The organism is Candidimonas nitroreducens, from assembly GCF_002209565.1.
In the GTDB taxonomy this organism is placed as follows: domain Bacteria; phylum Pseudomonadota; class Gammaproteobacteria; order Burkholderiales; family Burkholderiaceae_B; genus Candidimonas; species Candidimonas nitroreducens.
The window spans coordinates 474,346-495,826 of sequence record NZ_NJIH01000002.1 but is presented as its reverse complement, the minus strand read 5'-3'; the positions used below and the strand labels follow the sequence as shown (position 1 = coordinate 495,826).

Sequence of the window (21,481 nt, the reverse complement as noted above, 5' to 3'; positions counted from 1 at the left end):
GCGTCAATGGAGTAAAAATGAATACGCCAGCATGGTATGACATTGTTGTAGAGGTACTGAAACGTCACAAGGTCAAATTGGTGACCTATGTGCCGGACAATGTACTTTCCCCGCTCATCGAGCGGCTGCGCGCAGACCCGTTCTTCACCACACTCGGCCCGGCTAGGGAAGAGGAAGCCGTAGGCATCGTGACCGGCGCCTATATGGCGGGCATGCGGGGCATTGTATTGATGCAGACCAGTGGATTCGCCACGTTGCCGAATGTCCTGGCATCGCTGGTCAGGCCTTACCAGATCCCTTTGTTGATGATGATCTCCGAACGCGGCACGATGGGCGACCATCAGCTCGGCCAGGCCATGGTGTGCCGCACGATGGTGCCTATCCTGAATTCGATGGGAATCGAGACGCACCGCATGGTGTCGCTGGAAGACCTGGATTTCATGGCCGATGGCATGATCCGGCAGGCGTACTCCACCCAAGAAGCCGCAGCCATGCTGCTGTCGCCGCTATTGACCAAGAAACGATCCAAGGAGTTGTGATGAGCCTGACGAACATGCTCTCGACGGAAAGGCGCGATTGTGCCGAATTGAATCGGTTCCGCATGACGCAGTTGTTGGTAGAAAAGTTGTCGGATCGGGATGCGGTGATCGGCGGCATCGGCAACACTAATTTTGACCTGTGGGCCAGCGGCCAACGTGAGCGCAACTTTTACATGCTGGGTAGCATGGGCTTGGCCAGTGCGATAGGCATGGGCGTTGCCATCGCCCAGCCCGAGCGGCGCACATACGTTCTTGAAGGCGACGGATCGTTGCTCATGCAGCTTGGCACGCTGGGGACGCTGGCGGCTTCCAAGGCAAAAAATCTGGCCGTAATCGTGTGGGACAACGGTGTCTATCAAATTACCGGCTCACAGCAAACGCTGACCTCCGGGTTCGTCGATCTGGTCGGTGTGGCCAGAGCGTGCGGCATCGGCAAGAGCTATTGGGCGAAGGATGAAGACAGCTTTTCCCGGATCATCGAGCAAACCCGGGTCGAAGACGGCCCCTGGCTCATCGGTGTACGTACCGATGGCGAAAAGCCGGCAGGCGTCACCGAGAGAGACCCCTCGAAAATTCGCCAACGCTTCATGCAAGCGATCGCCAGCTAAGGAAAACCATGTCCAGACTTTTGATCGATGGCCTGTGGGTGGACGGTGATGCCGGCACGCAGCAACTGCGCGCCAAGTATGACGATCGTATATACGGAGAAATGGCGATCGCCTCTGCGCAGCAGGTCGACCACGCCGTCGAAGGCGCTGTGCGAGCGGTTACTGGCGGCGCCGTCTCGCCCTACGACATGTACCGCATCCTGCTCGAGACCTCCCGCATTGTCGAGAGCCGCACGCGGCAATTCGTTGATTTATTGAAAGACGAAGCCGGATTTACCAAGGCCGATGGTGAAAACGAGGTCGCCCGATGCGTGCAGACGCTGCAGCTTTCCGCCGAAGAAGCCAAGCACCTGAACGGAAAATTGATCCCTATGCAGGCGGCAAAGGGTTCCGCCAACCGCCTTGGCTACACCGTACGCGTGCCGCGAGGCGTCGTCTGTGCCATCACCCCGTTCAATTCTCCCTTGAACACGTTGACGCATAAGGTGGGGCCTGCTCTGGCCGCCGGGAACGCGGCGCTCATCAAGCCGTCGGATCTGACGCCTCTTGCCGCGGTAGAGCTGTGCAAATCCTTGCTCGATGCGGGATTGCCGCCTTCTCGTGTCACCTTGGTCAATGGGCCCGGCGGCACCATAGGCCAACAATTGCTGGAAGATCCGCGTATCAATTTTTACGCCTTTACGGGCAGTACCCGTGTCGGTAAAGAAATCCAAAAGCAGGCAGGGCTGCGCGGTACGCAGCTGGAACTGGGCAGCATTGCCAGCACGATCGTGTGCCACGACGCGGATGTGGATTTGGCCATTCCCAAGATACTCAATGCGGGTTTCAGAAAGGCGGGGCAGGTTTGCACTTCGGTGCAGCGCCTGTACGTGGATCGTCGCCTGGCGCCTACTTTCATTCCGAAAATCGTCGCCGCCGCACGCAGGATGAAGGCGGGGGATCCGTCGGACGACACGGTCGTGATCGGGCCGATGATTTCCACCGGAGCCGCTGACCGCGCCCATGCCTGGATAGAACAAGCTGTTGCCCAGGGGGCGGAAATCCTGACGGGGGGAACGCGCACTGGAAACGTCATCGAGCCGACCATTCTCGCCAACATCCAGAAGACCATGAAGGTGTATTGCGAGGAGATCTTCGCACCGGTGCTTTCCATCATCGAGTTCGATTCTCTGGATGAAGCCATCGCCAGCGCCAACGACACGCAATACGGACTGGCCGCGGGGTTATTCACGAAAGACCTGAGTCAAGCGATACGCACTGCGCAGCGTTTGGCTTTCGGCGGGGTGCACATTAATGAAGCATCCAGCGCCCGCGTGGACGTGATGCCGTTTGGCGGCGTCAAAGACAGTGGCTTTGGTAGAGAAGGCCCCGCCTTTGCTGTCCAGGAAATGACAGAAGAGCGGCTCATTACCGTCTCGTACTAAGAATAGGAATTGAACAAAGGAAGTGCTAAGTGAATAGTCACGGTGTATCCAAGGAAATACTTAGAATCGCCGCCGATATTGGCGGAACTTTTACCGATGGCGTGGCGATCCTCGCCCCTGCGGGCCGGATCTGGGTCGGGAAAACACCAACCACGCCTCATGATCCTGGTGTGGCGGTATCGACCGTCGTTCTGAATCTATTGAAGCAGGTATCGGAATCGCTCGGGGAACACGCGCCGTCTCTGGGAGAAGTCGTACATGGCACGACGCTGATCACCAATACCCTGATCGAAAGAAAGGGCTCCAAGACGGCGCTCGTCACGACAGAAGGTATGGCCGACGTGCTGGACATAGGCAGAGAATGGCGATACGACATCTATGATCTCGATATCGTTCTGCCCCAACCGCTGGTTGATGCCTCATGCCGCCTCGAGGTCGAGGAACGGTTGGCCGCCTCTGGCGAAGTCATCACGCCGATCCGCGCCGAACAAATACAGGAAATCGCAACGCAGTTGCGAAGCCTGGGTATTGAGTCGGTCGCGATTTCATTGCTGCACTCGTATGTCAACCCCGAGCACGAGCAGCACATCGAGCGCATCCTGCAGCAGGCGCTGCCCGGCGTGGCTGTTTCGGTATCCTCCAGCTTGGCCAGCGAAATCAATGAGTTCGAGCGTACGTCGACCGCGGTCGCCAACGCGTATGTGAAGCCGATCGTGGCCGAGTACCTGCGCGCGCTGGAAGACCGCATCGAGCGTATCCGCGCAGACATTCCGTTGCGCATCATGGTATCGAGCGGCGGATTCACATCGGCCAGCGCTGCGGCGGAATCGCCTATCTTCTTACTGGAGTCGGGCCCTGCCGCCGGCGTGTTGTCTGCCCTGAATACGGCTCGCCAGAACCGTGTCGATAATGTGCTGGCCTTCGACATGGGCGGTACGACTGCCAAGGCATGCGTCTCGGTCGGCGAGCCTCCCGTCGCTCACAGCTTTGAATGTTCCCGTGTAGAACGTTTCAAGCGCGGTTCGGGCCTGCCGATTCTGATTCCCAGCATTGAATTGATCGAAATCGGCGCTGGCGGCGGCTCTATCGCCTACCGCAACAAAATGGGCTTGCTCAATATCGGGCCGGAATCGGCGGGCTCTGTGCCGGGGCCCGCCTGCTACGGCCAGGGTGGGGCAGATCCGACCGTCACCGATGCCGATCTCATGCTGGGCTATCTCAATCCAAGTAATTTCCTGGGGGGCGAGATGACGCTGAGCCTGGAGCTGGCGCGTACCGCCATGGCGAGGCTGGCCGGCGAGCTCGGCATGAAAACGGTGGAGACGGCTGCGGGCATCTGCAATATGGTCAACGAAAATATGGCCAGCGCAGCCCGTATCCATATCGCCGAAAATGGCTACGATCCCCGTGACTTCACCATGGTTGCTACCGGAGGCGCCGGCCCGCTGCATGCCGTCGACGTCGCCAGAAAACTTCGCATTCCTCGTGTATTGATTCCCATCGCGGCCGGCGCGGGGTCTTGCCTGGGCATGTTGGCGGCACCGGCTCGCGCCGACAAGGCATGGACGCGCCCCAGCCTGCTGTCCGATGTGCACTGGGACGACGTGCGTGCTCGCCTGCAGGCGTTGAAAGCGGAAAGCGAGATAGAGCTGGCAGCGGCCGGGGCGGATCGAGTCGAGTGGATCCTGGGCATCGAAATGCGCTATGCGGGGCAGGGCGCGAACGTATCGGTCGGCCTGCCCTACGGAGTTTTGCAGCAGGAAGAGCCCGAGATGCTGATTCAGCAGGAATTCGAGCGGGTCTATGAAAAACTCTACGGCCATTTGGTGCCTAATGCCCGCAGCCAGGTCATGACGTGGCGCTTGACCGGGAAAAACGAAACCAGAGGCCACCATTTTGAATGGGGCGATGCGCGCATTAAGCCGCAAATCAAAATCAGTGAATCGCGGGACGTCTACCAGCCTGTCAGCGGTACGTTCCAGAAGTCGGCCGTGTACGACCGTTATTCGCTGCCGGCAGGCACCGTGCTTCAAGGCCCGCTGATTCTCGAGGAGCGGGAGTCCACCATCGCCGTAGCGGTCAAGTCGGAAGTGCGGGTGCTGGACGACTTGACGATCAGCGTAACCATCCAGGAGTTCGAGTAAATGACTGCCGTCGCAGAAAAGAACGCCTCCGTCGCCACGGCGGAGCGCAAAACGCATTTTGATCCCATCGAACTCGAGATTTTGTGGAAACGCCTGATCAGCGTCGTTGACGAAGCGTCGGCGGCTTTCGTGCGAACCTGCTTTTCCACATTGGTGCGCGACGGCAATGATTTCGCCATTGTCCTGACCGACGCGCAAGGACGTTCTCTGGCGCAGTCATCGATGAGCCTGCCGGGTTTTATCGGATGCCTGCCCGCCACAGTCAGGCATTTTCTGGACAAATATCCAGCGCACACCATGAAGCCGGGCGACGTATACATCACGAACGACCCTTGGAAGGGGTCGGGCCATATTCATGATGTGACGACCGCGACGCCGCTGTTCTTCGAAGGCAAGCTCGTGGCCTTTGCCGCCGTGGTGTCTCATCTTACGGATATCGGCGGCAGGCTGCGCAGCAACAGCAGCCGCGAGATCTACGAGGAGGGCCTGCAGATCCCGATGATGAAACTGCTGGAAGCGGGCAAAGAAAACGAAGTTCTCATCGAAATGATGAGCCAGAACATCCGTGTGCCCGAGCAGGGTATGGGCGACATCTGGGCTCAGGTTTCCGCGTGCAAGAAAATGGGCGAGCGCCTGGAAGGGCTGTTGCAGACCGTTGATCTGAATGCCCTGGGCGCCGAGGTGCGCCGGCGCTCGGAGCTGGCGATGCGTGAAGCCATCAGCCGGATTCCCGATGGCGTGTACGTATCGGTTGTCCAGCATGACGGATTTGAAGAGCCGATCTTCATCAAGTGCTCACTGAAAGTCGAGGGTGACCGTATCGACATTGATTACCGGGGTACGAGTCCGCAACTGCCGCGCGCCCTCAACGTGGTGCCCATTTATACCTTTGCCTATACGGTCTTCGGTTTGAAATCGCTGCTGTGTCCGGACGTGCCGAACAATGAGGGCAGCTTTATGCCGATTTCCACTACAGCGCCGATGGGCTCGCTGCTGAATCCCACCTACCCGGCGGCGTCGGGCGGAAGAAGCGCGATCGGCCACTTGTTGCCCGCCGCCGTGTTCAAGGCGCTGGCCGGCGTTCTGCCCGGCAAGGTCTGGGCCTCGGGATCGCCGAACTCGTCAGTCACCATGTCCGGTGAATATCGAGGCAAGCGCTTTGGCGTGGTGAATTTTTTGAACGCTGGCCAGGGAGCCAATGCGCGCCGTGACGGCTATTCGGTGCTGAGCTTTCCCGGAAATCTTGGCAATACTCCGGTGGAAATGATGGAGACGCTTGCGCCGATCCGCGTTTTGCGCCGCAGCATACGCAAGGACAGCGGCGGTGCGGGCCAGCACGTCGGTGGCAATGGCCTGAGTTTCGAATTCGAAATTCGGCCCGATGCCGACGGCGTGGCCGCCTCGTTCCTGATGACGCAAATGAAATCGTCGCCGCAAGGGCTCGCGGGCGGCGGCCAGGGCACTCCGGGGCGGCTGCTGATCAACGGCGTGGCGGTGGATCCGACCGAGCCTAAGATCCTGGCAGGCGGAGATCGGGTGTTGATGGAAACCGCCGGAGGCGGTGGGTATGGAAAACAGGGAGCAATCGGTCATGAATGAAATCAAGCGCCTGGATCAAAGCGCCCGGCGCAGCCGCGCCCTGATTCATAACGGTATCGTGTATCTGTCGGGGCAGGTGCCGACCCAGCGGCCGAACGACGTTCAGCAACAAGCACGGCAGGTATTGGATAAAATAGACTCGTTATTGCGAGAGGCGGGAACAGACAAATCGCGTATCCTGAGCGCGACCGTCTGGCTCAGAACAATGGATGACTTCGAATCGTTCAATGCGGTGTGGGATGCCTGGGTCACACCGGGCCAGACACCCACTCGCAGCTGCGGAAAAGTGGAAATGAACGATCCCGCATGCCTCGTGGAAATATCGGTCGCAGCCGCCGTGGCATGACAGAAGCGGCGCCTCGCAGGCGCAGCACGGGCGCTACTTGGGCCACGCATCGGATGCCGGAAATATCAGGCATGGGCCCACGTAGGCGCTCGTTTTCGATCGATGACCGAGGCCGGAAAGCCGGCCAGTCGGGTCTTGGGAGATTCCAAGGCCGGTAACCGTTGGATAAATGAGAGGTAGGCAGGACAGCCAGGCCATATGATCCCCATATCTTTGCGCCATTTTCGTATTTTTGTTGCGATTGCGAAAAGCGGTTCTTTTACCGAGGCGGCCTCCCGGCTTTTTCAAACGCAATCGGCACTGACTGCGACGATCCAGCAGTTTGAGGAATGCGTCGGGGTCAAACTGTTCGACCGAACCACACGCAAGGTCACGCTAACCACGGTCGGAGAAAGTTTCCTTCCCGTGGCCGAGCGGGTGTTGGCGGGTTTCGATAACGCGGTATCCGATCTGTCTGCCATCTCGAAAGGCCAGAAGGGCCATATCCGCATTGCCGCCCTTCCTTCATTGATTATTCTTTTTTTAAGGCCGACGCTGGCTTCTTTTCGCAAGATCCATCCCGAAGTCACAGTCTCGATTACGGATGGCAGCGTGGACAAAATTGAAAAAACGGTTCTGAATGGCGATGCGGACTTTGGCATATGCAGCCGCCTGAACAACTACAAAGAACTGGATTACACCCCTCTGCTGACTGACGAGTTTGGCGTGGTTTTTCCGAACGAGCATCCGTTGGCGGTAACGTCGGGGCCGCTGACTTGGGCTTCACTCAAGAAATATCGCCACATCAAACTCAGCCGCGATACGGGCATTGGTGCTTTCATGGAGGATGAGGCCGAAACCATATTCGGGCGGAATTTCTCCAGCGGCGATACGGTATCGAGCACCAATGCGCTTTATGCCATGCTGGGCATGGACGATCGTATTTCCGTGCTGCCGGCGCTCACCGCTCACGCCCATCCCTTGAGCGTGTTCAAGTTTCGGCGTTTGGTCGAACCCGTCATGTGCCGTGAGGTCTGCGTGGTTACGCGCCCGTTGCGAACCGCGGCGCTGTGCGCGGAAAGGCTGCTGGACGCGCTGATGGACTCGATTTCCGAGTATGGAAACTTCGGCGGTGTGCAAGCGGTTCAACGCGACGCTCGATAGCGCTCGCTTTGATACTGGTAGTTCCCGCCCCGTTTGCTTGATCCATGCGTTTGAGCCCGCAGCGTTGCGAGCCCGAGCTTCCGGCTTTGCGCGGCCATGCAAGGCATGCGGCGCAATAGGGTCGCCGCGGAATGCTTTGTTAGTCTTTTATGGAATATCAGACAGAGAAAATGTGTGTGCTGCTGCACGCGCGGGATTGATAGACTTTGCCCGTCGCAGCATTGCAAGGTATAGCAGAGGCTTATATGGACTTTACTCTTTCCGAAGAACACCAGGCATTTGCCGACAGCGTGGCACGCTTCGCCCAGGACAAGCTGGCAGCCGGGGCGCTTGCGCGTGCCCATTCGCCGCATTACCCCTGGGCCGATGCGCAGATGATGGCCCGCCAGGGCTTGCTGGGCATCGCCTTTCCCGAAGAGGATGGCGGGCAGGGCGGCTCTTTGATGCACGCCGTGCTGGCCATCCAGCAGGTGGCCCTGGTTTGCCCGCGTAGCGCGGATATCGTGCAGGCCGGCAATTTCGGCCCGATCCGCACCTTTGTCGAGTATGCCAATGCGGAACAGAAGGCCCGTTTCCTGCCTGATTTGCTGGCGGGCAAGAAACTGATCTCGCTGGGCATGACGGAACCCGACGCCGGTTCCGCGGCCACCGACCTAAAGACCTCGGCGGTGCTCGATGGCGATGACTACGTCATCAACGGCAGCAAAGTGTTTTCCACGCACAGCCCCGAGGCCGAGCTGTTCCTGATCTACGTGCGTTTCGGGCCGGGCGTGGGGGGCATAGGATCCATACTCGTGGAAAAGGGCGCGCCGGGCTTCCAGGTCGGTACGCCGTCGAACTTCATGAACGGCGAGCAGTGGTCGCAGCTGTATTTCGACAACTGCCGTGTACCCAAAGAAAATCTGTTGTTGGGCGCCGGCGGTTTCAAGAAGCAGATCTCCGGGTTCAACGTCGAGCGCCTGGGCAATGCCTCGCGCGCCCTGGCCCTGGGCCGCTACGCATTCAATACGGCGCGCGAGCACGCCATGGTCAGGAAGCAGTTCGGCCGCGAGCTGTGCGAATTCCAGGGCCTGCAGTGGAAGTTCGCCGACATGTGGATGAAGCTGGAACAGGCCCAGATGCTGCTTTACAGGGCGGCCCTGGAGGGCGAGCATGGCCTGCCCAGCGCGCAATCCACCGCCATGGCCAAACTGGCCTGCAATCTTGCCGGCTGGGAGGCTTCCAACGAGGCCATGCAGGTCATGGGCGGCATGGGCTTCAGCCAGGAGTCGCTGGTGGAATACTGCGTGCGCCGCACCCGCGGCTGGATGATCGCGGGCGGCTCCATCGAAATGCTCAAGAACCGCATCGCCGAAGGCGTGTTCGGCCGGACTTTCTCGCAGCGCCCGCCCAAGCCTGCGGCCCAATAGCGTGTCTGGGGCGCGGTCACGGCTTCAGCAGGCCGGCAGGTAAGGCCGGGTTGTCGCGGCCTGCGCCAGTATCCAGTCGCGGAACAGCACGATCTTGCGTTCCTCGCGCTGCGCCTTGGGCCGCAGCAGGCGGAACGAAAGCCCCGTGCGTACCGGCTGCTTGAACGGGGCGACGAGCTTGCCTTTTTCGATGTCTTCAGTCAGCAGCGCCATTTGGCCGATGGCGACGCCCAGGCCGTCCATGGCCGCCTGCCACGTCAGCACCGAGCTGCTGAAGTTCATGTGCGGCGTATCGGCGATTTCTTTTTCGTAGTGGCAGGCCTGGGCCCAGGCCTGCCAGTCGCTCTTGGGGCGGTAATGGGAATCCAGCAGGCGCGTGCGCAGCACCGCCTGCGGATAGGCGGTTTCGGGCGCGTGTTGCAGTAGAAAGCCCTGGCTGCATACCGGCTCGATGATGTCGTCGAACAATAGATCGACCTCCAGCCCGGCGCGGGCGCCGCGGCCGAGCTGGATGCTGAAGTCTATGCGGTCGTTCTCGAAGTCCATCTCGTCGACCGAGGCGATGATCTGCACCGAAAGCCGGGGGTATTGCGTGTGGAAATCTTCCAGCCTGGGAATCAGCCATTTGGCGGCAAAAGTGGTGTAGGTGTGAACCCGGATCTTGTTGCCGTCGCTGCGTTCGGCAATGCCGGCGGCGGCGTCCGCGATTTGGTCGAAGGCGGGCACGATGCGTTGCGCGAGTTCCTGGCCTATGTCTGTCAGGCTGATGCCGCGCTGTTCGCGCCGGAACAGCTTCACGCCGAAATATTTCTCCAGCACGTCCAGCTGCTTGCTGATGGCCGATTGGCCGACGTGTAGTTCTTGGGCGGCCTTGGTCAGGCTCTTGGTGCGAGCGACCACGTAGAACGCCCGCAAAGGGTTCATCGGAGGAATTTTTCTGGGCATGGGTATCGTGAATGGGGTCCCTTTCTTATTGTAATGGGTGGGATCCGGCATGTCGGCGGGCCCCGGCGGCCCGCCTATCTGCGCTTCACACGGGTACGCGATCGACAAGGTGAGGGCTGCTTCGCCTTGCCGTGCTTTTTGCCTTGTTCTCCGGCTTCGCGCCCTGTTTTCTTGTTGAGCGCGGCCCCGCTTCAATCGGCGCGCTGGTAGCCGCTGGCCGCGCCGTATAGCTCGGCGCGCCGCGACCAGTCGTGGGTCTGATCCCACAGCGCCAGCACCGATTCGGCCTCGTTGCGAAACAGGGCGTCGCGCTCGGGGGTGGAGATGTTCACCCCCAGCTCGAGGCGGTGGCCCGAAGGATCGTGGAAGTAGATGGAAAGCAGGAAGTCGTCATGGTTGACGGGGCCCAGCACCTCGATGCCGCGGGCCTGGAGTTTCTCTTTGGCCTGCAGCAGCGTGGCTTCGTCCTTGACGCGGAAGGCGAAGTGCTGGGCCCAGCCCGGGGTTTCGGCATCGCGCCCCGAAGGCTCTCCTTTGTCGTGGGGCAGTTCGAAGAACGCAATGCAGCTGCCGTCTTCCATTTCCAGGAATACGTGAATGTGCGGGCTGTATGCGCCGGTGGACGGTACGTGGTCTTCACCCATGGCGTGGATGAATTTCAGCCCCAGCGCCTGGGTGTAGAAATCAACGGTCTGCCGCGCGTCTTTGCAGCGGAACGCCGCGTGGTGCAGGCTTTTGCAAAGCATGGTTTATCTCCTGTGTGCGTGGGTTGCCGGTCGCGCCTGGCGATGTGTCACGCGGCGTCCAAGGGCGCGAAGGTCTGCTGGATGCGGCCGAATACCGAGTTGCTGTTGCGATCCAGGTGCTCGATGCGCACTTCGTCGCCGAAGGCGAACAAAGGGGTCTTGGCCGCGCCGTCGCGCAGCACCTCCAGGGCGCGGATCTCGCCGATGCAGCCGCAGCCGGCGCTTTCGTCGTCATTGGACACAGTGCCCAGGCCGACCAGCGTGCCGGGCTCGAAATTGCGCGTTTGCGCCACGTGGGCAATAAGATGCCCGTAGTGGAACGGTGTGTCCTTGCCGGTTTCGATGGTGCCCACGCGTTCGCCCCGCACCCAGCAGTTCATGGTGCCGGACACCAGCTTGCCGTCCCACAGGCCGCCGAGTTCGTCGGGGGTGACGGCCACCGGGCCCATGCTGGAAGCCGGCTTGCCGGTCAGGAAGCCGAAGGTGCGCTTGAGTTCGGGCGGAATCAGCTTGCGCAGGGAAATATCGTTGACCAGCACGAAAAGCTTGATGTGGGCAGGGGCGTCTTCGGCCGAAACCCCCATGGGGACGTCGTCCGTGATGGCGCAGATTTCTGCCTCGAAATCGATGCCCAGATCATCCGAGGGCAGCCGTACCGTTTCGTTCCAGGCCATGAAGCCGTGCGAGATCCCCTGGTAGACCAGGGGCTTCTCGTAGAAGTCGGCCGGCAAGGTCTCGCCGCGGGCCTTGCGGTTGCGGGTGATGTGGCTGGGGTAGGCCGCTCCGTCCAGAAACTGATAGGCGCGCGGCAGCGGGGCGTCCAGATCTTCCAGCCGCAGCGCGAAGGCATCCTGCGCCTGGCCCGCATTGAGTTTTTCATATAGCGCCTGCAGGGCGCCTTCCACCTGCGGCCAGCGATCCAGCGCTGACTGCAGGGTGGGGGCGATACCGGCCGCGCTGACCGCGCTTGCCAGGTCGCGGCTGACGACTATTAGGGCGCCGTCGCGATCGCGGCGCAAGGATGCCAACTTCATTGATGCCTCTTCATGTACGAAAATCGGATAGTGGGAAAACCTGCCGCGCGGGCCTTATTGCAAGGGGATCTTGGCGGCTTTCACGACCTGTTTCCATTGCTCGGTCGTGGTGGCGATCATGTCGCGCATCTCTGTGGGGGTGCCGTACCAGGCCTCGCTGCCCATGGCGTGCAGCCGCTTTTGCACGGCTTGGTCTGCCAGCACGTCTTTAAGGGTGCGGTTCAGGGTGTCGACCACGTCTTTCGGCATATCGGCGGGCCCGGCGATGCCCAGCCAGGACATCACCGTAAAGCCCGGGATCACCGAACCGACGGTCGGAACGCCCGGCAGCAGCGGCCAGGGCTGCGGGCTGGTTACGCCCAGGGCGCGCAGCTTGCCCGATTTCAGTTGCGGGGCGGTAACCGTCGGCGTGTCGACCATCACGTTCACGTCGCCGGACAATACCGCCTGCACGGGGGCGCCGCCGCCGCGATAGGGCACGTGCACCATGGACACGCCGGCCTTGGCGGCCAGCAGTTCCCCGGTCAGGTGCTGCGTCGAGCCGACGCCCACGGAGGTATACGTCACGGTGCCGGGATGCGCGCGCGCCTGATCCAGCAGCTGCTTCAGATCTTTGGCCGGATTGTCGGCCTTTACGGAGATGACGAAGGGAAAGCGCGAGACCGTGGAGACCATCGAAAAACTGCCTACCGGGTCGTAGGGAACCTCTTTGCGCACTGCCGCGGAAGCCGTATGCCCGCCGGTGAGCATGATCAGTGTGTAGCCGTCGGGCTTGGCCTTGGCGACGTAAGCCGAGGCGATCGTGCCGCCCGCGCCGGTGCGCGGCTCGACCACCACCGTCTGGCCCAGCCGTTTACCCATGGCGTCGGCGATGACGCGCGCCACCGAGTCGGCGTTGCCGCCGGCGCCGAAGCCGTGCATCAGGTTGATGGGGTGGTCGGGGTAGGCCGCCGCGGCGGCCATCGATACGGATGCGAACAGCAGCGCCGTTGCCGTGCGCTTGAATAGGTTTGCCATTTTTATTCCCTCCTGAAATAGGTGCCTGAGAAGTGCACTATAGAAAGGAGGGGGCGGCGGCAAGCCTGGATTTCCGTTGAACGGAATTGATCTGCGGGCTCTGAGCCTGCCCCGCGTATGCCTGCGAGGCTTGTCCCTGCCGGGCCTTTCTGCGGCCCGCCGGTGCCGGTCAGGCTCCGTGCCCCAGCATGGACTGGCGGATGACGCGTACGCGCTGCTGCAGCAGCGCGGCCAGCGCCGTGACGCGCGCCGGGCGCATGCGAGCGTCGATTGCCGCCACGCTGACGGCGGCGATGGGCTGATCCAGAGAATTCAGCAGCGGCACGCCGACCGCCGAAACCCCCGGGTTCACTCTGTTGCGGATAAATGCATAGCCATTGCGCCGGCAAGCCTGCACCGCCGTCCTGAGTTCCGCCTCGAATTGCTCGCGCCGCCCGAGCCTGCGCTTGCACAGCTTCTGGATCAGTTCTTCGCGCTCGGAGTCCTGGGCGTAGGCCAGCATGGCCAGGCCGCCCGCGCCCATGCCCAGCGGCCGGCGGCTGCCCACGTCCAGGGTCAATACGCGTACGGGCGAGGGCCCTTCGTGGCGATCCACGCACACCGCATCGGAGCCGCTGCGCATCGTCAGGTACACGGTGTCCCTGACCTCTTCGGCGAGCCGGCGCAGGAACGGCGCGCAGCGATCGCGCGGGTCGAAGGACGAAGAGGCCGCCAGGCCCAGTTCGAAGACCAGAGGGCCCAGGGCATAGCGCTTGCTGGGGTCGTGCTGCACCACCATGCCCTGCGCGCAGAGCTGGCCCAGCAGGCGATGCACCGTGGAGTTCGCCAGGCCGGTGGCGGCCGATAGCCGGGTCAGCGCCATGCCGTGCTTGCCCGCGGCCGCCAGCAGTTTCAGCAGCTGGATGCTGCGTTCCAGTACGCCGGTTTCGTCCGGGCGAGCCGCGCCATTCATGCCGTCCATCCTGGGTCTAGGTCTGTAAGCGTTCGGAATCGCCGGCTCGATGCACATCGCGCAGCCCGAAAATTCCATTGTACGGAAACCTGTATGCTTGCCGCAAAAGGCAGGAAGCCGCGGCTTGGGGGATGTGTAATTATGGTTGCCGAAGTTGCAGCTTTCGAGGTTACAGTTGTTTGCAAACTTGGCCGTGCGAGTGCAAGATATGCGCCCATCCTGTCATTCTGGAGACGTCATGCGCGTTCCGCTCGTTTCGACCTTGCTGTTGAGCTGCCTGCTCGCCGGTTGTGCCGCTGCCGGCCTCACCCCTGAACAACGCCGTGCCGCGGATCAGCAGACCTGCATGGGCTATGGCTTCCAGCCAGGCTCGGAAAGCTTTGCCAACTGCATGATGCAGACCGCGCAACGCCGCCAGGACGCAGCCCAGCGCAACCAAGAGGCGCAGCGCAACCAGCAGATGCAAAACGAATACATACGTACGATGAGCCTGCGCCGCAGCGGCGACAAGAGATACCCCGTATGCAGCGCCACGACGCCGGGCGCGCGCCTGGACGTGCAGAATCACAGCTGGTATGCGCCGGGCTGCAGGGCGCGCTAGGGCCGGTTCACGCTAAAAGCAGAACAGGCCCTAAGCCGTACGTGCGGCCATGCGTACGGCCATACGGCGTCTTGTGGCGCCGTCTTGCGCCGCCTCTGCCGGGCTATGGTATTGTCGGTGCATGTTGCATTTTCCGTGCCGTCCGGCCCCTGAGGGCGCCGCAGCAATATGAAAGCCGTTCTTGGCGCCCTGATCGCTCTTGTCGCCTTGGCCGCGCTTGCCCTGGGCGGCGCGCTGCTGCTGTCGGAAAGCCACGGCGGCATGTTCCCCGGCCTGGCTGCGGCGCTGGGCTGGCTGGTGCTGGCCGCCGGCAACTTGCTGGTGCTGGCCCTGAACCTGCTGTATTGGCGCTTGTACGGGGCGCCGCGCTGGCTGAGGTGGGTGGTCGTGGTACAGGCCGTGCCGGCCGCGGCCACGCTGGTGCTGGCCGGCATGCAGCTATACGGCAACTGGCAGGACAGCCGGGCCGCAGATCAACGCGCGGCCGTCTATCGCGCCATCCGCGCCGACGATGCGCAGCGCCTGTTGGCCGCCCAGCACGATTGCGGCGCGCGCTGTGCGGCGCAGTACCTGGTGAATGCGCAGTTGCTGGATGCCGCCGATGCGGGCGCACAAGTCGTGGCCAGTACATTGGTCGGCCAGCATGCCGTGGTGTCGAGCCAGTTGGGTCGGGAATCCATGGATCTGCGCACCTGCGAGGGCGGCTTCCTGCCCGGCCTGAATGCGCTCGGTGTTGCCGTGGCACGCCATGACCTGGCCATGGTCGACATATTGTTCCCCGCCAGCGACCAAGGCGCGCGCCGCGCGGCGCTATGGCTGGCGGCGCGGCTCGATCATCTCGACCTGGTGCAGGTGTTGTCGGCCAAGGGCGTGCCGCTGTCCATACGCGGGCCGGTGCTGCCGCAAAACGATACCCTGCTGGTGGCGGCGGCCCGCGGCGCTGCGCTGACTGTAGGCCAGTGGCTGATCGAGACCCAGCACATGCCCGTGGACGCCATAGTCAGTGGCCCCGATCCGTATCCGGGCACGGCCCCTGTGCAGGCTTTGATGAGCTATGCGTCGGAAGTACCGGGTTCGCCGCGCATCGCCCCGTTCCTTTCCATGCTGGTGCAGCACGGCGCCTACATCGATGCGCGTGATTCCCGCGGCAAGACCCCCCTGGAAGAGGCCGTCGGGTCACATGAGCAGCGCAGCGCCAGGCTGCTGCTGGACGCGGGGGCGCAGACCGGCCTGCTGTCGGCGCAGGAAAAGACGCAGCTACAGAAGCTGCTGGCGCAGCCGGAGGAGCCCCGCTATCCGCCGCCCGATGGCTCGGGCTGCGTAATGCCCTGATGCGGCCCGTATTCATGGCGGCTTGTATTCAAGGCAGCTTGCCAAGACGGTTTACCAAGACGGTTTGCCAAGACGGCTTGCGATCGTAGCGGTTCGTGGCCATGACTGTTTGCGGCCGTAGCGGTTCGCAGCCTAATAAAACATCTGGTGGACTAAAGCTGAAGCGGTTCGTGGCCTAAAACGTCTCGTAGACTAAAGCTAGAGCAACTTCGGTGCAAATGTTTACCGAATTTTCACGGCACACCTGATGCCGCGCCTTTAAAGGCGCGGCGGGTGTAAACATCTGAACCAAAAACGCGCTAAAGCGGTTCGTGACCTACAGCGGTTCGTAGCCGTGGGTTCGGGCGCCGCTCACGGCAATCCAGGCGTCGCGGCCATGGCCGCCGCGCTGCAGGCCAGCTCGTGCGGGCCGTGGGCGGCCGGTTGCAACGCGTCGGCCGAGGCCGGCCAGGGAAAGGCCGCGGCGGCTGCGCTGGCGGCGGCAAGCGCCGCCGTGTCCTGCGGGGCGGTTTCGGTGCGCAGCACGACTTGCTTGTCGCCGATGCGCGAGAGCCAGAACGTCATTTGCCTTGGCCCCGTCGGCGGCGGGCTGCCGGGCCCGATGTCGAGCACGCCCGCCTGGCTTGCGGCCGGCCGCGTCACCGCGTATTGCAGCAGCAGGCCGTGTGCGGCGCCGTGGGTGGCTTGCGGGTAGGGGTGTTGCGACAACTGCCCGACCTGCAGCCGCAGATCGTGCGCCATCCAGCCGTGCAGCAAGTCTTCCGTGTCTTTGGGGCTGCTGCCCGGCGCCTGCCGCATGAGCGTCACGCCTATGGCCTGATGGGAGTCGACACGCAGGTAGCGGGCCAGGTTGCGGTCGTGGCCTACCAGCAGGAAGCCGCCGAGCCGCGCCGGCAGGCTCAGGCTCATGGGCAGGTAAGTCACCGCGCCGCTGCCTGCATCCAGCTTCCAATCGGGGTCGAGTTCGTCGCGGGTGTGGGCGTTCAGCCACGTCACGGCCTGCTGCGTGTCGCCGGCGCGAAAGGCGGCATCGGCCGCCTGCAGCAGCAGCGTGTCGAAGAGCCGTTCCGAGTCGTGCCCGAGCTTGCTGTAGCGCCACTTGGCGAATGCCTTGCGCAGCAGCGGCATGGCCTGCGCGACATGGCCGTCGCGCGCAGCCGCTACGCCCATGGCCGTATACAGGCGTGCCTGGCGAGCGGGAAAGACGGCACTGGGCAGAGTGCGTACGGCCAGGGCGGATGCCCGGGCCCATTGGCGCTGGGCCAGCGCCGTGTCGAATTCGCGATCCAGCGCCTGGGCCTGGGGCGACAGCCCGCGATAAAACGCCTTGTCGGCCTGCCAGCCGATGTCCGCGAACAGCGCTTGCAGCGCCTTGCCGGCGGCGGCCTGGCGCGATGGCGCCCAACTGGCCCGGACGACGATCTGCCATACGCCTTTGCGGGCGATCCAGACACCATGTATTTCGTCCTTGCCGTGCTCGTCGGAGATATGTATGGCGCCGGCGGCGTGCGCACTTCCGGCAGGCATGAAACGGGCGGGAACGGCCGCGGGCCGCGGCGCCTTGTCAGCCTCGGCGTCGTGCCCTTGGTCGCCGTATAGCTCGCGCTCGTAGGACAGCTGGTGTGCAAGCTCTTGCCCGACCGTCGTTCCATGCCGGTCGCGCGACCCGATCCGCAGCCGCACTTGCATTGCCTCGAGCTGGCCTTGCAGTGCAATCGGCCTGTAGACCAGCGTCGACGGGCCCGAGCGATCGTCGGCCGTTTCGTAGTCTACGCGCAGCAGTCCGCCGGCGGTGGCGGGAAAGCTCATGCCGGCGAGCCGGTCGCGCAACCGTGCCTGGCTGCCGTCGATGATCCAGTTGTCCCGATCCGGCTGGCCCCATGTGACAGACTCGGTGGCAAGCGGCAGGCCGGGAATCTCGGCGAGCAGGGCATAGCCCTCGCTGCGCCGCTGCTGTAGAAATGCCAAGCGTGCCTCCTGCGCCATCGAGCGGGCCGTGTCGTGCACGCCATACGCGCAGCGGATCAGGGGGCGGATGGTGTGCAGCGCCCGGCGCGCCAGGTCGTAGCGTTCTTGTTCCTCGCGTATCGAGGCGTACCAGTCGCCCGCCCTGATGCGCTCGTATGGGTTGGCTGCTGCCGCGTAGGCTTGTTGCACCGAGGCTGCGGCGAGGTCGAATTTTCCGGCTCTCGCGGCATCGGCGGCATGCCGCAGCGCCTGTCGGAACGCAGAGCGTTCGGCCGCCTCGGCCGGGCCCGGATGCGAGGCTTCGGGCGGGGCAGGCGGCTCGCTCCTGGGTTCCGCGGCGGGGGATGACGCGGGAGGCGATGTCGTGGCCGCCTGCGCGCAGCCGGCCGCAAGCCAGGCGCATAGCAGGGCGGCGGCCAGGTGCGCCCCGCACGTTGGCTTGCCCATGCCCGGCGTCATACGGTCGGCCTGCACGCGCTGCGGCATCCGCGCGGTTGCGGCAGGCGTGGATCTGAATCGAGGTCGAGGCATGGCTGGCGGTGGTCTGTTGCGGGCCTCGTTACTTTACTCGCAGTGGTATGCCTCTGGGGGCCTGCCAAGCCGGCCCGGGGCACGGGCCGGTCGCACAAGGCTGCACAAGCGGTGCCGTTTCGGCGCCGGAGCCGCATCCGGCATATTGTGAAATTCTGCAAGCAAGGTTTGCGCCAGCACCGTGTCGCCGAAGTTCGCGTCCATGATGAGGTTGATGGATTCGTATACAGGGCAAGGCGCAAGCCGCAGCGACAGCCGCAACTGTTGTGAGGCCGGGCCCGGGCATGTCCGTGTCTTCCCGCTTACAGGATTTCCATATCCGGCCGCAGGTTCCGGTAGTGCAGGGTATGCAGGTCGGCGGTATTCAGGCCCGGCGCGGCCACCACCAGGATCTCGTCGGCCAGGGCGGCAAAGTCGGCGCGGAAGTGCACCGAGCTCTTCAATACCAGGGTGTCGTAGTCCGCGGGTTGTGCGCCGACGTGGCGGAACATGGCCTGGTCGGCGGCCTGCTGCTTGCGGCTCGACACCACGATGTCCAGGCCTTGCACGCGCACCCGCGCCATGGGGCCGAGATCCATGCGGCATCCCTGGTAGAAGGGGCCGCTGCCTACCAGGCGCCCGTCGCCCAGCGCCATGACGGTATAGGGGCCGGGCAGAGGCGCCGCGCCTATGCCGCTGCCGGCTCCAAGCGGGTGCGCCAGCACGGCGCCGGCACCCGCGGCATGCGCCGCGGCGGCGAAGCCGGGGTCGCACACTACGCCTGCACACACCTTGCGTGCGCCGCGGCGCAGCAGTTCGTGCAGCAGGTCGGTGGTGTCGCCGCTGCCGCCGCCGCCCGGATTGTCCTGCGTATCGGCGAGTATCACGGTGTGGCCGGCGTGACTCGGCGGCGTAGCTGCGTTGCCAGCATTCATGTGCTCCACGGCATTTGGCCCGCCGCACACGGGCTCGCCGGCCCGGCTGCCCGCCGGCGCCGCAACAAGCATGTGCGATTGACGCTGCAACGCCCTGCTTACCGCTTCTGCGGGGGAATACAGGGTGCCGCGGAAGGCGTCGCGGGCGCGCAGCACTTGTGTATACAAGGTATCGGCGGCGCGCTCCGCTGCCGCCGCACTGGCGGCGTATACCAGTACCGACGGGCCGCTGTCGTGGATGTCGGCCAGCGGAAAGCCGGGAATGAATTGCACCTCCCAGACCTGTTCATCCTGAAGCGCCAGCGCTGCCGCCGTCAGGCCCGCGGCGGGTTCGGCCAGGGTGCTTTGCCAGGCCATGGGTATGATGAAGGGTGCCCGGCGCAGGGCTGCGTGCGGCCGGTGCCCCTGTAGCAGGCGCCGCAGCATGGCGCCGGCGCGCCGTCCGGTCTCGGCCATATCCACGTGCGGATAGCTGCGGTAGGCCACCAGCGCGTCGCTGTGCTCGAGCATGGCCGGGCTCAGGTTGGCGTGGAAATCCAGGGCCGCAACGATGGGCAGCCCGGGCCGCACGCGGCGCAGGCGCCGCAGCAGCTCGCCTTCGCCGTCCTGCAGATGCTGTGCCACCATGGCACCGTGCAAATCCAGAAACAAGGCATCCAGGGCCGGCTGGCGCGACAGCATGGCTTCCAGTTCGCCGGCCACCTGTTCATAGGCCTCACGCTGTACCGGCCCCGAAGGGTTGGCCGAACACCACAGCAGAGGCGCCAGACAATGCCCGTCCCGCTCGGCGGCTTCGATGAAGCCGCTGATGGCCAGGTTCATGCCGCGGGTGGCTGGCGCGATCTCGGCGCCGCGCAGCAGCCCGGGCCACGCGTCGGCTTCGACGAAGCGCGCCATGGGCGTGGGCTCGGGTGCAAAGGTATTGGTTTCGTGCAGGAAGCCTGCGACGCCTATCAGTGCCATGGGTAGGGCCTTGCGGATGGTACGGGGGTGATCGGTGCTCAGAGAGCCCCAGCCAGGGCATTTTCCAGAATGTGTGCGTATTGTTCGGCGCTATAGGCGATGGGGTTGGTGGCCGCCGAGCCGTCGGCCACTGCCATCGCGCCTATTTCGGCGCAGCGGTCGGCGGGAATACCGATGTCGGCCAGGGCGTGCGGGATGCCTATCGATGCGCGCAGATCCAGTACCCATTGCAGGAAGCCGTCGAAGCCGGCGGCGGGCAAGTCCATGTAGCGCGCCAGCTCGGCGATGCGATGCTCGATGGCCGGGCGGTTGGCCTTGAGCACATAGGGCATGAGTATGGCATTGAGCATGCCGTGGTGCGCGTCGTACAGCGCGCCCAGGGGGTGGGCCAGCGCGTGCATGGCGCCCAGGCCTTTCTGGAAGGCGGTGGCGCCCATGCACGATGCCACCAGCATATGGTGGCGCGCCTCGATATTCGAGCCATCGCGCACCGCGTCGGGCAGATAGCGCTGCACCAGGCGTATGCCCTCCAGCGCGATGCCGTGCGCCATGGGGTGATGCACGGGCGAGCACAAGGCCTCGAGATTGTGCGACAGGGCGTCCATGCCCGTGGCCGCGGTCAGTTTCGCGGGCAGCCCGGTGCATAGCTCGGCGTCGAGTATGACGGCGCCGGGCAGCATGCGTGGATGGAAGATGATGCGCTTGACGTGCGCCTGCTCATCGGTGATGACCGAGGCGCGGCCCACCTCGGAGCCGGTGCCCGCGGTGGTCGGCACGGCGGTGACCGGGGCCATCGCGGCCGCGTCGGCACGCAGGTAGTTGTCGCCGATGTCTTCGAAGTCCCAGAGCGGGCGGCTTTGGCCGGCCAGCAGCGCGATCGCCTTGGCCGCGTCCAGGGCCGAGCCGCCGCCGAAGGCGATGACACCGTCGTGGCCGCCTTGTTTGTATGCTTGTACGCCGTCCTCGACGTTGGTACCGGTCGGGTTGCCCTTGATGGACGAGAACAGCGTGGTCTCGAGCCCCGCCGCGCGACAGCATTGCAGCGCCTGCTCTACCATGGGCAGCGAGGCCAGCCCCGGGTCGGTCACCAGCAGCGGGTGGCGCATGCCCTGCGCAGTGCACAGCGCGGGCAGCTCGGCGTTGCGGCCGGGGCCGGCCTTGATGGCGGTGGGGTAGTTCCAGTTGGCGTGCAGCGAGCGGTAGTCGGAAGTCATGGCGGATGGGTTGTTTGGCTTGCCTGTATCCTGTCGATTGGTTTCGATCGGG

Annotated in this window: 18 protein-coding genes; 10 read left to right on the top strand and 8 right to left on the bottom strand. The window is 63.6% G+C overall.

From position 1 onward, the window contains the following. Positions 1-17: 17 nt before the first annotated feature. The 8 genes from CEY11_RS03680 to CEY11_RS03645 all read left to right on the top strand — a co-directional run bounded on the left by CEY11_RS03680 (position 18) and on the right by CEY11_RS03645 (position 9,212). On the top strand, positions 18-539 hold the full coding sequence (locus CEY11_RS03680; RefSeq protein WP_088601987.1) for a thiamine pyrophosphate-binding protein: 522 nt from the start codon (positions 18-20) through the stop codon (positions 537-539). Then, positions 539-1,147 carry a thiamine pyrophosphate-dependent enzyme gene (locus CEY11_RS03675; RefSeq protein ID WP_233154699.1) on the top strand — a complete coding sequence of 203 codons (609 nt, stop codon included), beginning with the start codon at positions 539-541 and terminating at the stop codon, positions 1,145-1,147. The genes CEY11_RS03680 and CEY11_RS03675 overlap by 1 nt, the downstream gene beginning before the upstream one ends. A gap of 8 nt (positions 1,148-1,155) precedes the next feature. Beyond that, a complete protein-coding gene (locus CEY11_RS03670; protein ID WP_088601986.1) occupies positions 1,156-2,571 on the top strand; it encodes an aldehyde dehydrogenase family protein in 1,416 nt (471 codons plus the stop codon). A 29-nt stretch (positions 2,572-2,600) separates the two neighbouring features. Further along, positions 2,601-4,715, top strand: coding sequence for a hydantoinase/oxoprolinase family protein (locus CEY11_RS03665; RefSeq protein ID WP_088601985.1), 2,115 nt, complete (start codon positions 2,601-2,603; stop codon positions 4,713-4,715). Then, positions 4,716-6,314: a hydantoinase B/oxoprolinase family protein gene (locus CEY11_RS03660; RefSeq protein WP_088601984.1), complete on the top strand. Its 1,599-nt coding sequence runs from the start codon at positions 4,716-4,718 to the stop codon at positions 6,312-6,314. Then, positions 6,307-6,660: a RidA family protein gene (locus CEY11_RS03655; protein ID WP_088601983.1), complete on the top strand. Its 354-nt coding sequence runs from the start codon at positions 6,307-6,309 to the stop codon at positions 6,658-6,660. Before CEY11_RS03660 ends, CEY11_RS03655 begins: the two co-directional genes overlap by 8 nt. A gap of 198 nt (positions 6,661-6,858) precedes the next feature. After that, a complete protein-coding gene (locus CEY11_RS03650; RefSeq protein WP_088601982.1) occupies positions 6,859-7,803 on the top strand; it encodes a LysR family transcriptional regulator in 945 nt (314 codons plus the stop codon). A gap of 245 nt (positions 7,804-8,048) precedes the next feature. Beyond that, positions 8,049-9,212 (top strand): acyl-CoA dehydrogenase family protein, encoded by a 1,164-nt coding sequence (locus CEY11_RS03645; RefSeq protein ID WP_088601981.1) that lies wholly within the window; start codon positions 8,049-8,051, stop codon positions 9,210-9,212. 24 nt (positions 9,213-9,236) lie between these two features. On the opposite strand, the gene CEY11_RS03640 is transcribed toward CEY11_RS03645, so the two are convergent. The 5 genes from CEY11_RS03640 to CEY11_RS03620 form a co-directional block, all read right to left on the bottom strand. After that, positions 9,237-10,157, bottom strand: coding sequence for a LysR substrate-binding domain-containing protein (locus tag CEY11_RS03640; RefSeq protein ID WP_088602043.1), 921 nt, complete (start codon positions 10,155-10,157; stop codon positions 9,237-9,239). Positions 10,158-10,348: 191 nt separating this feature from the next. Continuing rightward, complete coding sequence (locus CEY11_RS03635; protein ID WP_088601980.1) at positions 10,349-10,903, bottom strand: VOC family protein; 555 nt, start codon at positions 10,901-10,903, stop codon at positions 10,349-10,351. 47 nt (positions 10,904-10,950) lie between these two features. Next, positions 10,951-11,937, bottom strand: coding sequence for a fumarylacetoacetate hydrolase family protein (locus CEY11_RS03630; RefSeq protein WP_088601979.1), 987 nt, complete (start codon positions 11,935-11,937; stop codon positions 10,951-10,953). 54 nt (positions 11,938-11,991) lie between these two features. Further along, entirely contained in the window at positions 11,992-12,954 is a 963-nt protein-coding gene (locus tag CEY11_RS03625; protein ID WP_088601978.1) for a Bug family tripartite tricarboxylate transporter substrate binding protein, read from the bottom strand. Between the two features lie 169 nt (positions 12,955-13,123). Then, positions 13,124-13,906, bottom strand: coding sequence for an IclR family transcriptional regulator (locus CEY11_RS03620; RefSeq protein ID WP_158215174.1), 783 nt, complete (start codon positions 13,904-13,906; stop codon positions 13,124-13,126). A 238-nt stretch (positions 13,907-14,144) separates the two neighbouring features. Between CEY11_RS03620 and CEY11_RS03615 the strand changes: the two genes are divergently transcribed. Beyond that, a complete protein-coding gene (locus tag CEY11_RS03615; protein WP_088601976.1) occupies positions 14,145-14,507 on the top strand; it encodes a hypothetical protein in 363 nt (120 codons plus the stop codon). A 168-nt stretch (positions 14,508-14,675) separates the two neighbouring features. Beyond that, a complete protein-coding gene (locus tag CEY11_RS03610) occupies positions 14,676-15,839 on the top strand; it encodes an ankyrin repeat domain-containing protein (RefSeq protein ID WP_088601975.1) in 1,164 nt (387 codons plus the stop codon). A 351-nt stretch (positions 15,840-16,190) separates the two neighbouring features. On the opposite strand, the gene CEY11_RS03605 is transcribed toward CEY11_RS03610, so the two are convergent. The 3 genes from CEY11_RS03605 to CEY11_RS03595 all read right to left on the bottom strand — a co-directional run bounded on the left by CEY11_RS03605 (position 16,191) and on the right by CEY11_RS03595 (position 21,429). Next, positions 16,191-18,293, bottom strand: coding sequence for a hypothetical protein (locus CEY11_RS03605; protein WP_088601974.1), 2,103 nt, complete (start codon positions 18,291-18,293; stop codon positions 16,191-16,193). 347 nt (positions 18,294-18,640) lie between these two features. Next, complete coding sequence (locus CEY11_RS03600) at positions 18,641-20,215, bottom strand: M81 family metallopeptidase (RefSeq protein WP_088601973.1); 1,575 nt, start codon at positions 20,213-20,215, stop codon at positions 18,641-18,643. A 38-nt stretch (positions 20,216-20,253) separates the two neighbouring features. Beyond that, on the bottom strand, positions 20,254-21,429 hold the full coding sequence (locus CEY11_RS03595; RefSeq protein WP_088601972.1) for an iron-containing alcohol dehydrogenase: 1,176 nt from the start codon (positions 21,427-21,429) through the stop codon (positions 20,254-20,256). Positions 21,430-21,481: the final 52 nt, after the last annotated feature.

Excerpts from the sequence above, each read along its gene's own strand:
- CEY11_RS03600 (WP_088601973.1), bottom strand. The coding sequence starts at position 20,215 with ATGGCACTGATAGGCGTCGCAGGCTTCCTGCACGAAACCAATACCTTT.
- CEY11_RS03680 (WP_088601987.1), top strand. The coding sequence starts at position 18 with ATGAATACGCCAGCATGGTATGACATTGTTGTAGAGGTACTGAAACGT.
- CEY11_RS03605 (WP_088601974.1), bottom strand. The coding sequence starts at position 18,293 with ATGCCGCAGCGCGTGCAGGCCGACCGTATGACGCCGGGCATGGGCAAG.
- CEY11_RS03640 (WP_088602043.1), bottom strand. The coding sequence starts at position 10,157 with ATGCCCAGAAAAATTCCTCCGATGAACCCTTTGCGGGCGTTCTACGTG.
- CEY11_RS03595 (WP_088601972.1), bottom strand. The coding sequence starts at position 21,429 with ATGACTTCCGACTACCGCTCGCTGCACGCCAACTGGAACTACCCCACC.
- CEY11_RS03610 (WP_088601975.1), top strand. The coding sequence starts at position 14,676 with ATGAAAGCCGTTCTTGGCGCCCTGATCGCTCTTGTCGCCTTGGCCGCG.
- CEY11_RS03670 (WP_088601986.1), top strand. The coding sequence starts at position 1,156 with ATGTCCAGACTTTTGATCGATGGCCTGTGGGTGGACGGTGATGCCGGC.
- CEY11_RS03650 (WP_088601982.1), top strand. The coding sequence starts at position 6,859 with ATGATCCCCATATCTTTGCGCCATTTTCGTATTTTTGTTGCGATTGCG.
- CEY11_RS03620 (WP_158215174.1), bottom strand. The coding sequence starts at position 13,906 with ATGAATGGCGCGGCTCGCCCGGACGAAACCGGCGTACTGGAACGCAGC.
- CEY11_RS03630 (WP_088601979.1), bottom strand. The coding sequence starts at position 11,937 with ATGAAGTTGGCATCCTTGCGCCGCGATCGCGACGGCGCCCTAATAGTC.
- CEY11_RS03655 (WP_088601983.1), top strand. The coding sequence starts at position 6,307 with ATGAATGAAATCAAGCGCCTGGATCAAAGCGCCCGGCGCAGCCGCGCC.
- CEY11_RS03615 (WP_088601976.1), top strand. The coding sequence starts at position 14,145 with ATGCGCGTTCCGCTCGTTTCGACCTTGCTGTTGAGCTGCCTGCTCGCC.
- CEY11_RS03645 (WP_088601981.1), top strand. The coding sequence starts at position 8,049 with ATGGACTTTACTCTTTCCGAAGAACACCAGGCATTTGCCGACAGCGTG.
- CEY11_RS03625 (WP_088601978.1), bottom strand. The coding sequence starts at position 12,954 with ATGGCAAACCTATTCAAGCGCACGGCAACGGCGCTGCTGTTCGCATCC.
- CEY11_RS03635 (WP_088601980.1), bottom strand. The coding sequence starts at position 10,903 with ATGCTTTGCAAAAGCCTGCACCACGCGGCGTTCCGCTGCAAAGACGCG.
- CEY11_RS03660 (WP_088601984.1), top strand. The coding sequence starts at position 4,716 with ATGACTGCCGTCGCAGAAAAGAACGCCTCCGTCGCCACGGCGGAGCGC.
- CEY11_RS03675 (WP_233154699.1), top strand. The coding sequence starts at position 539 with ATGAGCCTGACGAACATGCTCTCGACGGAAAGGCGCGATTGTGCCGAA.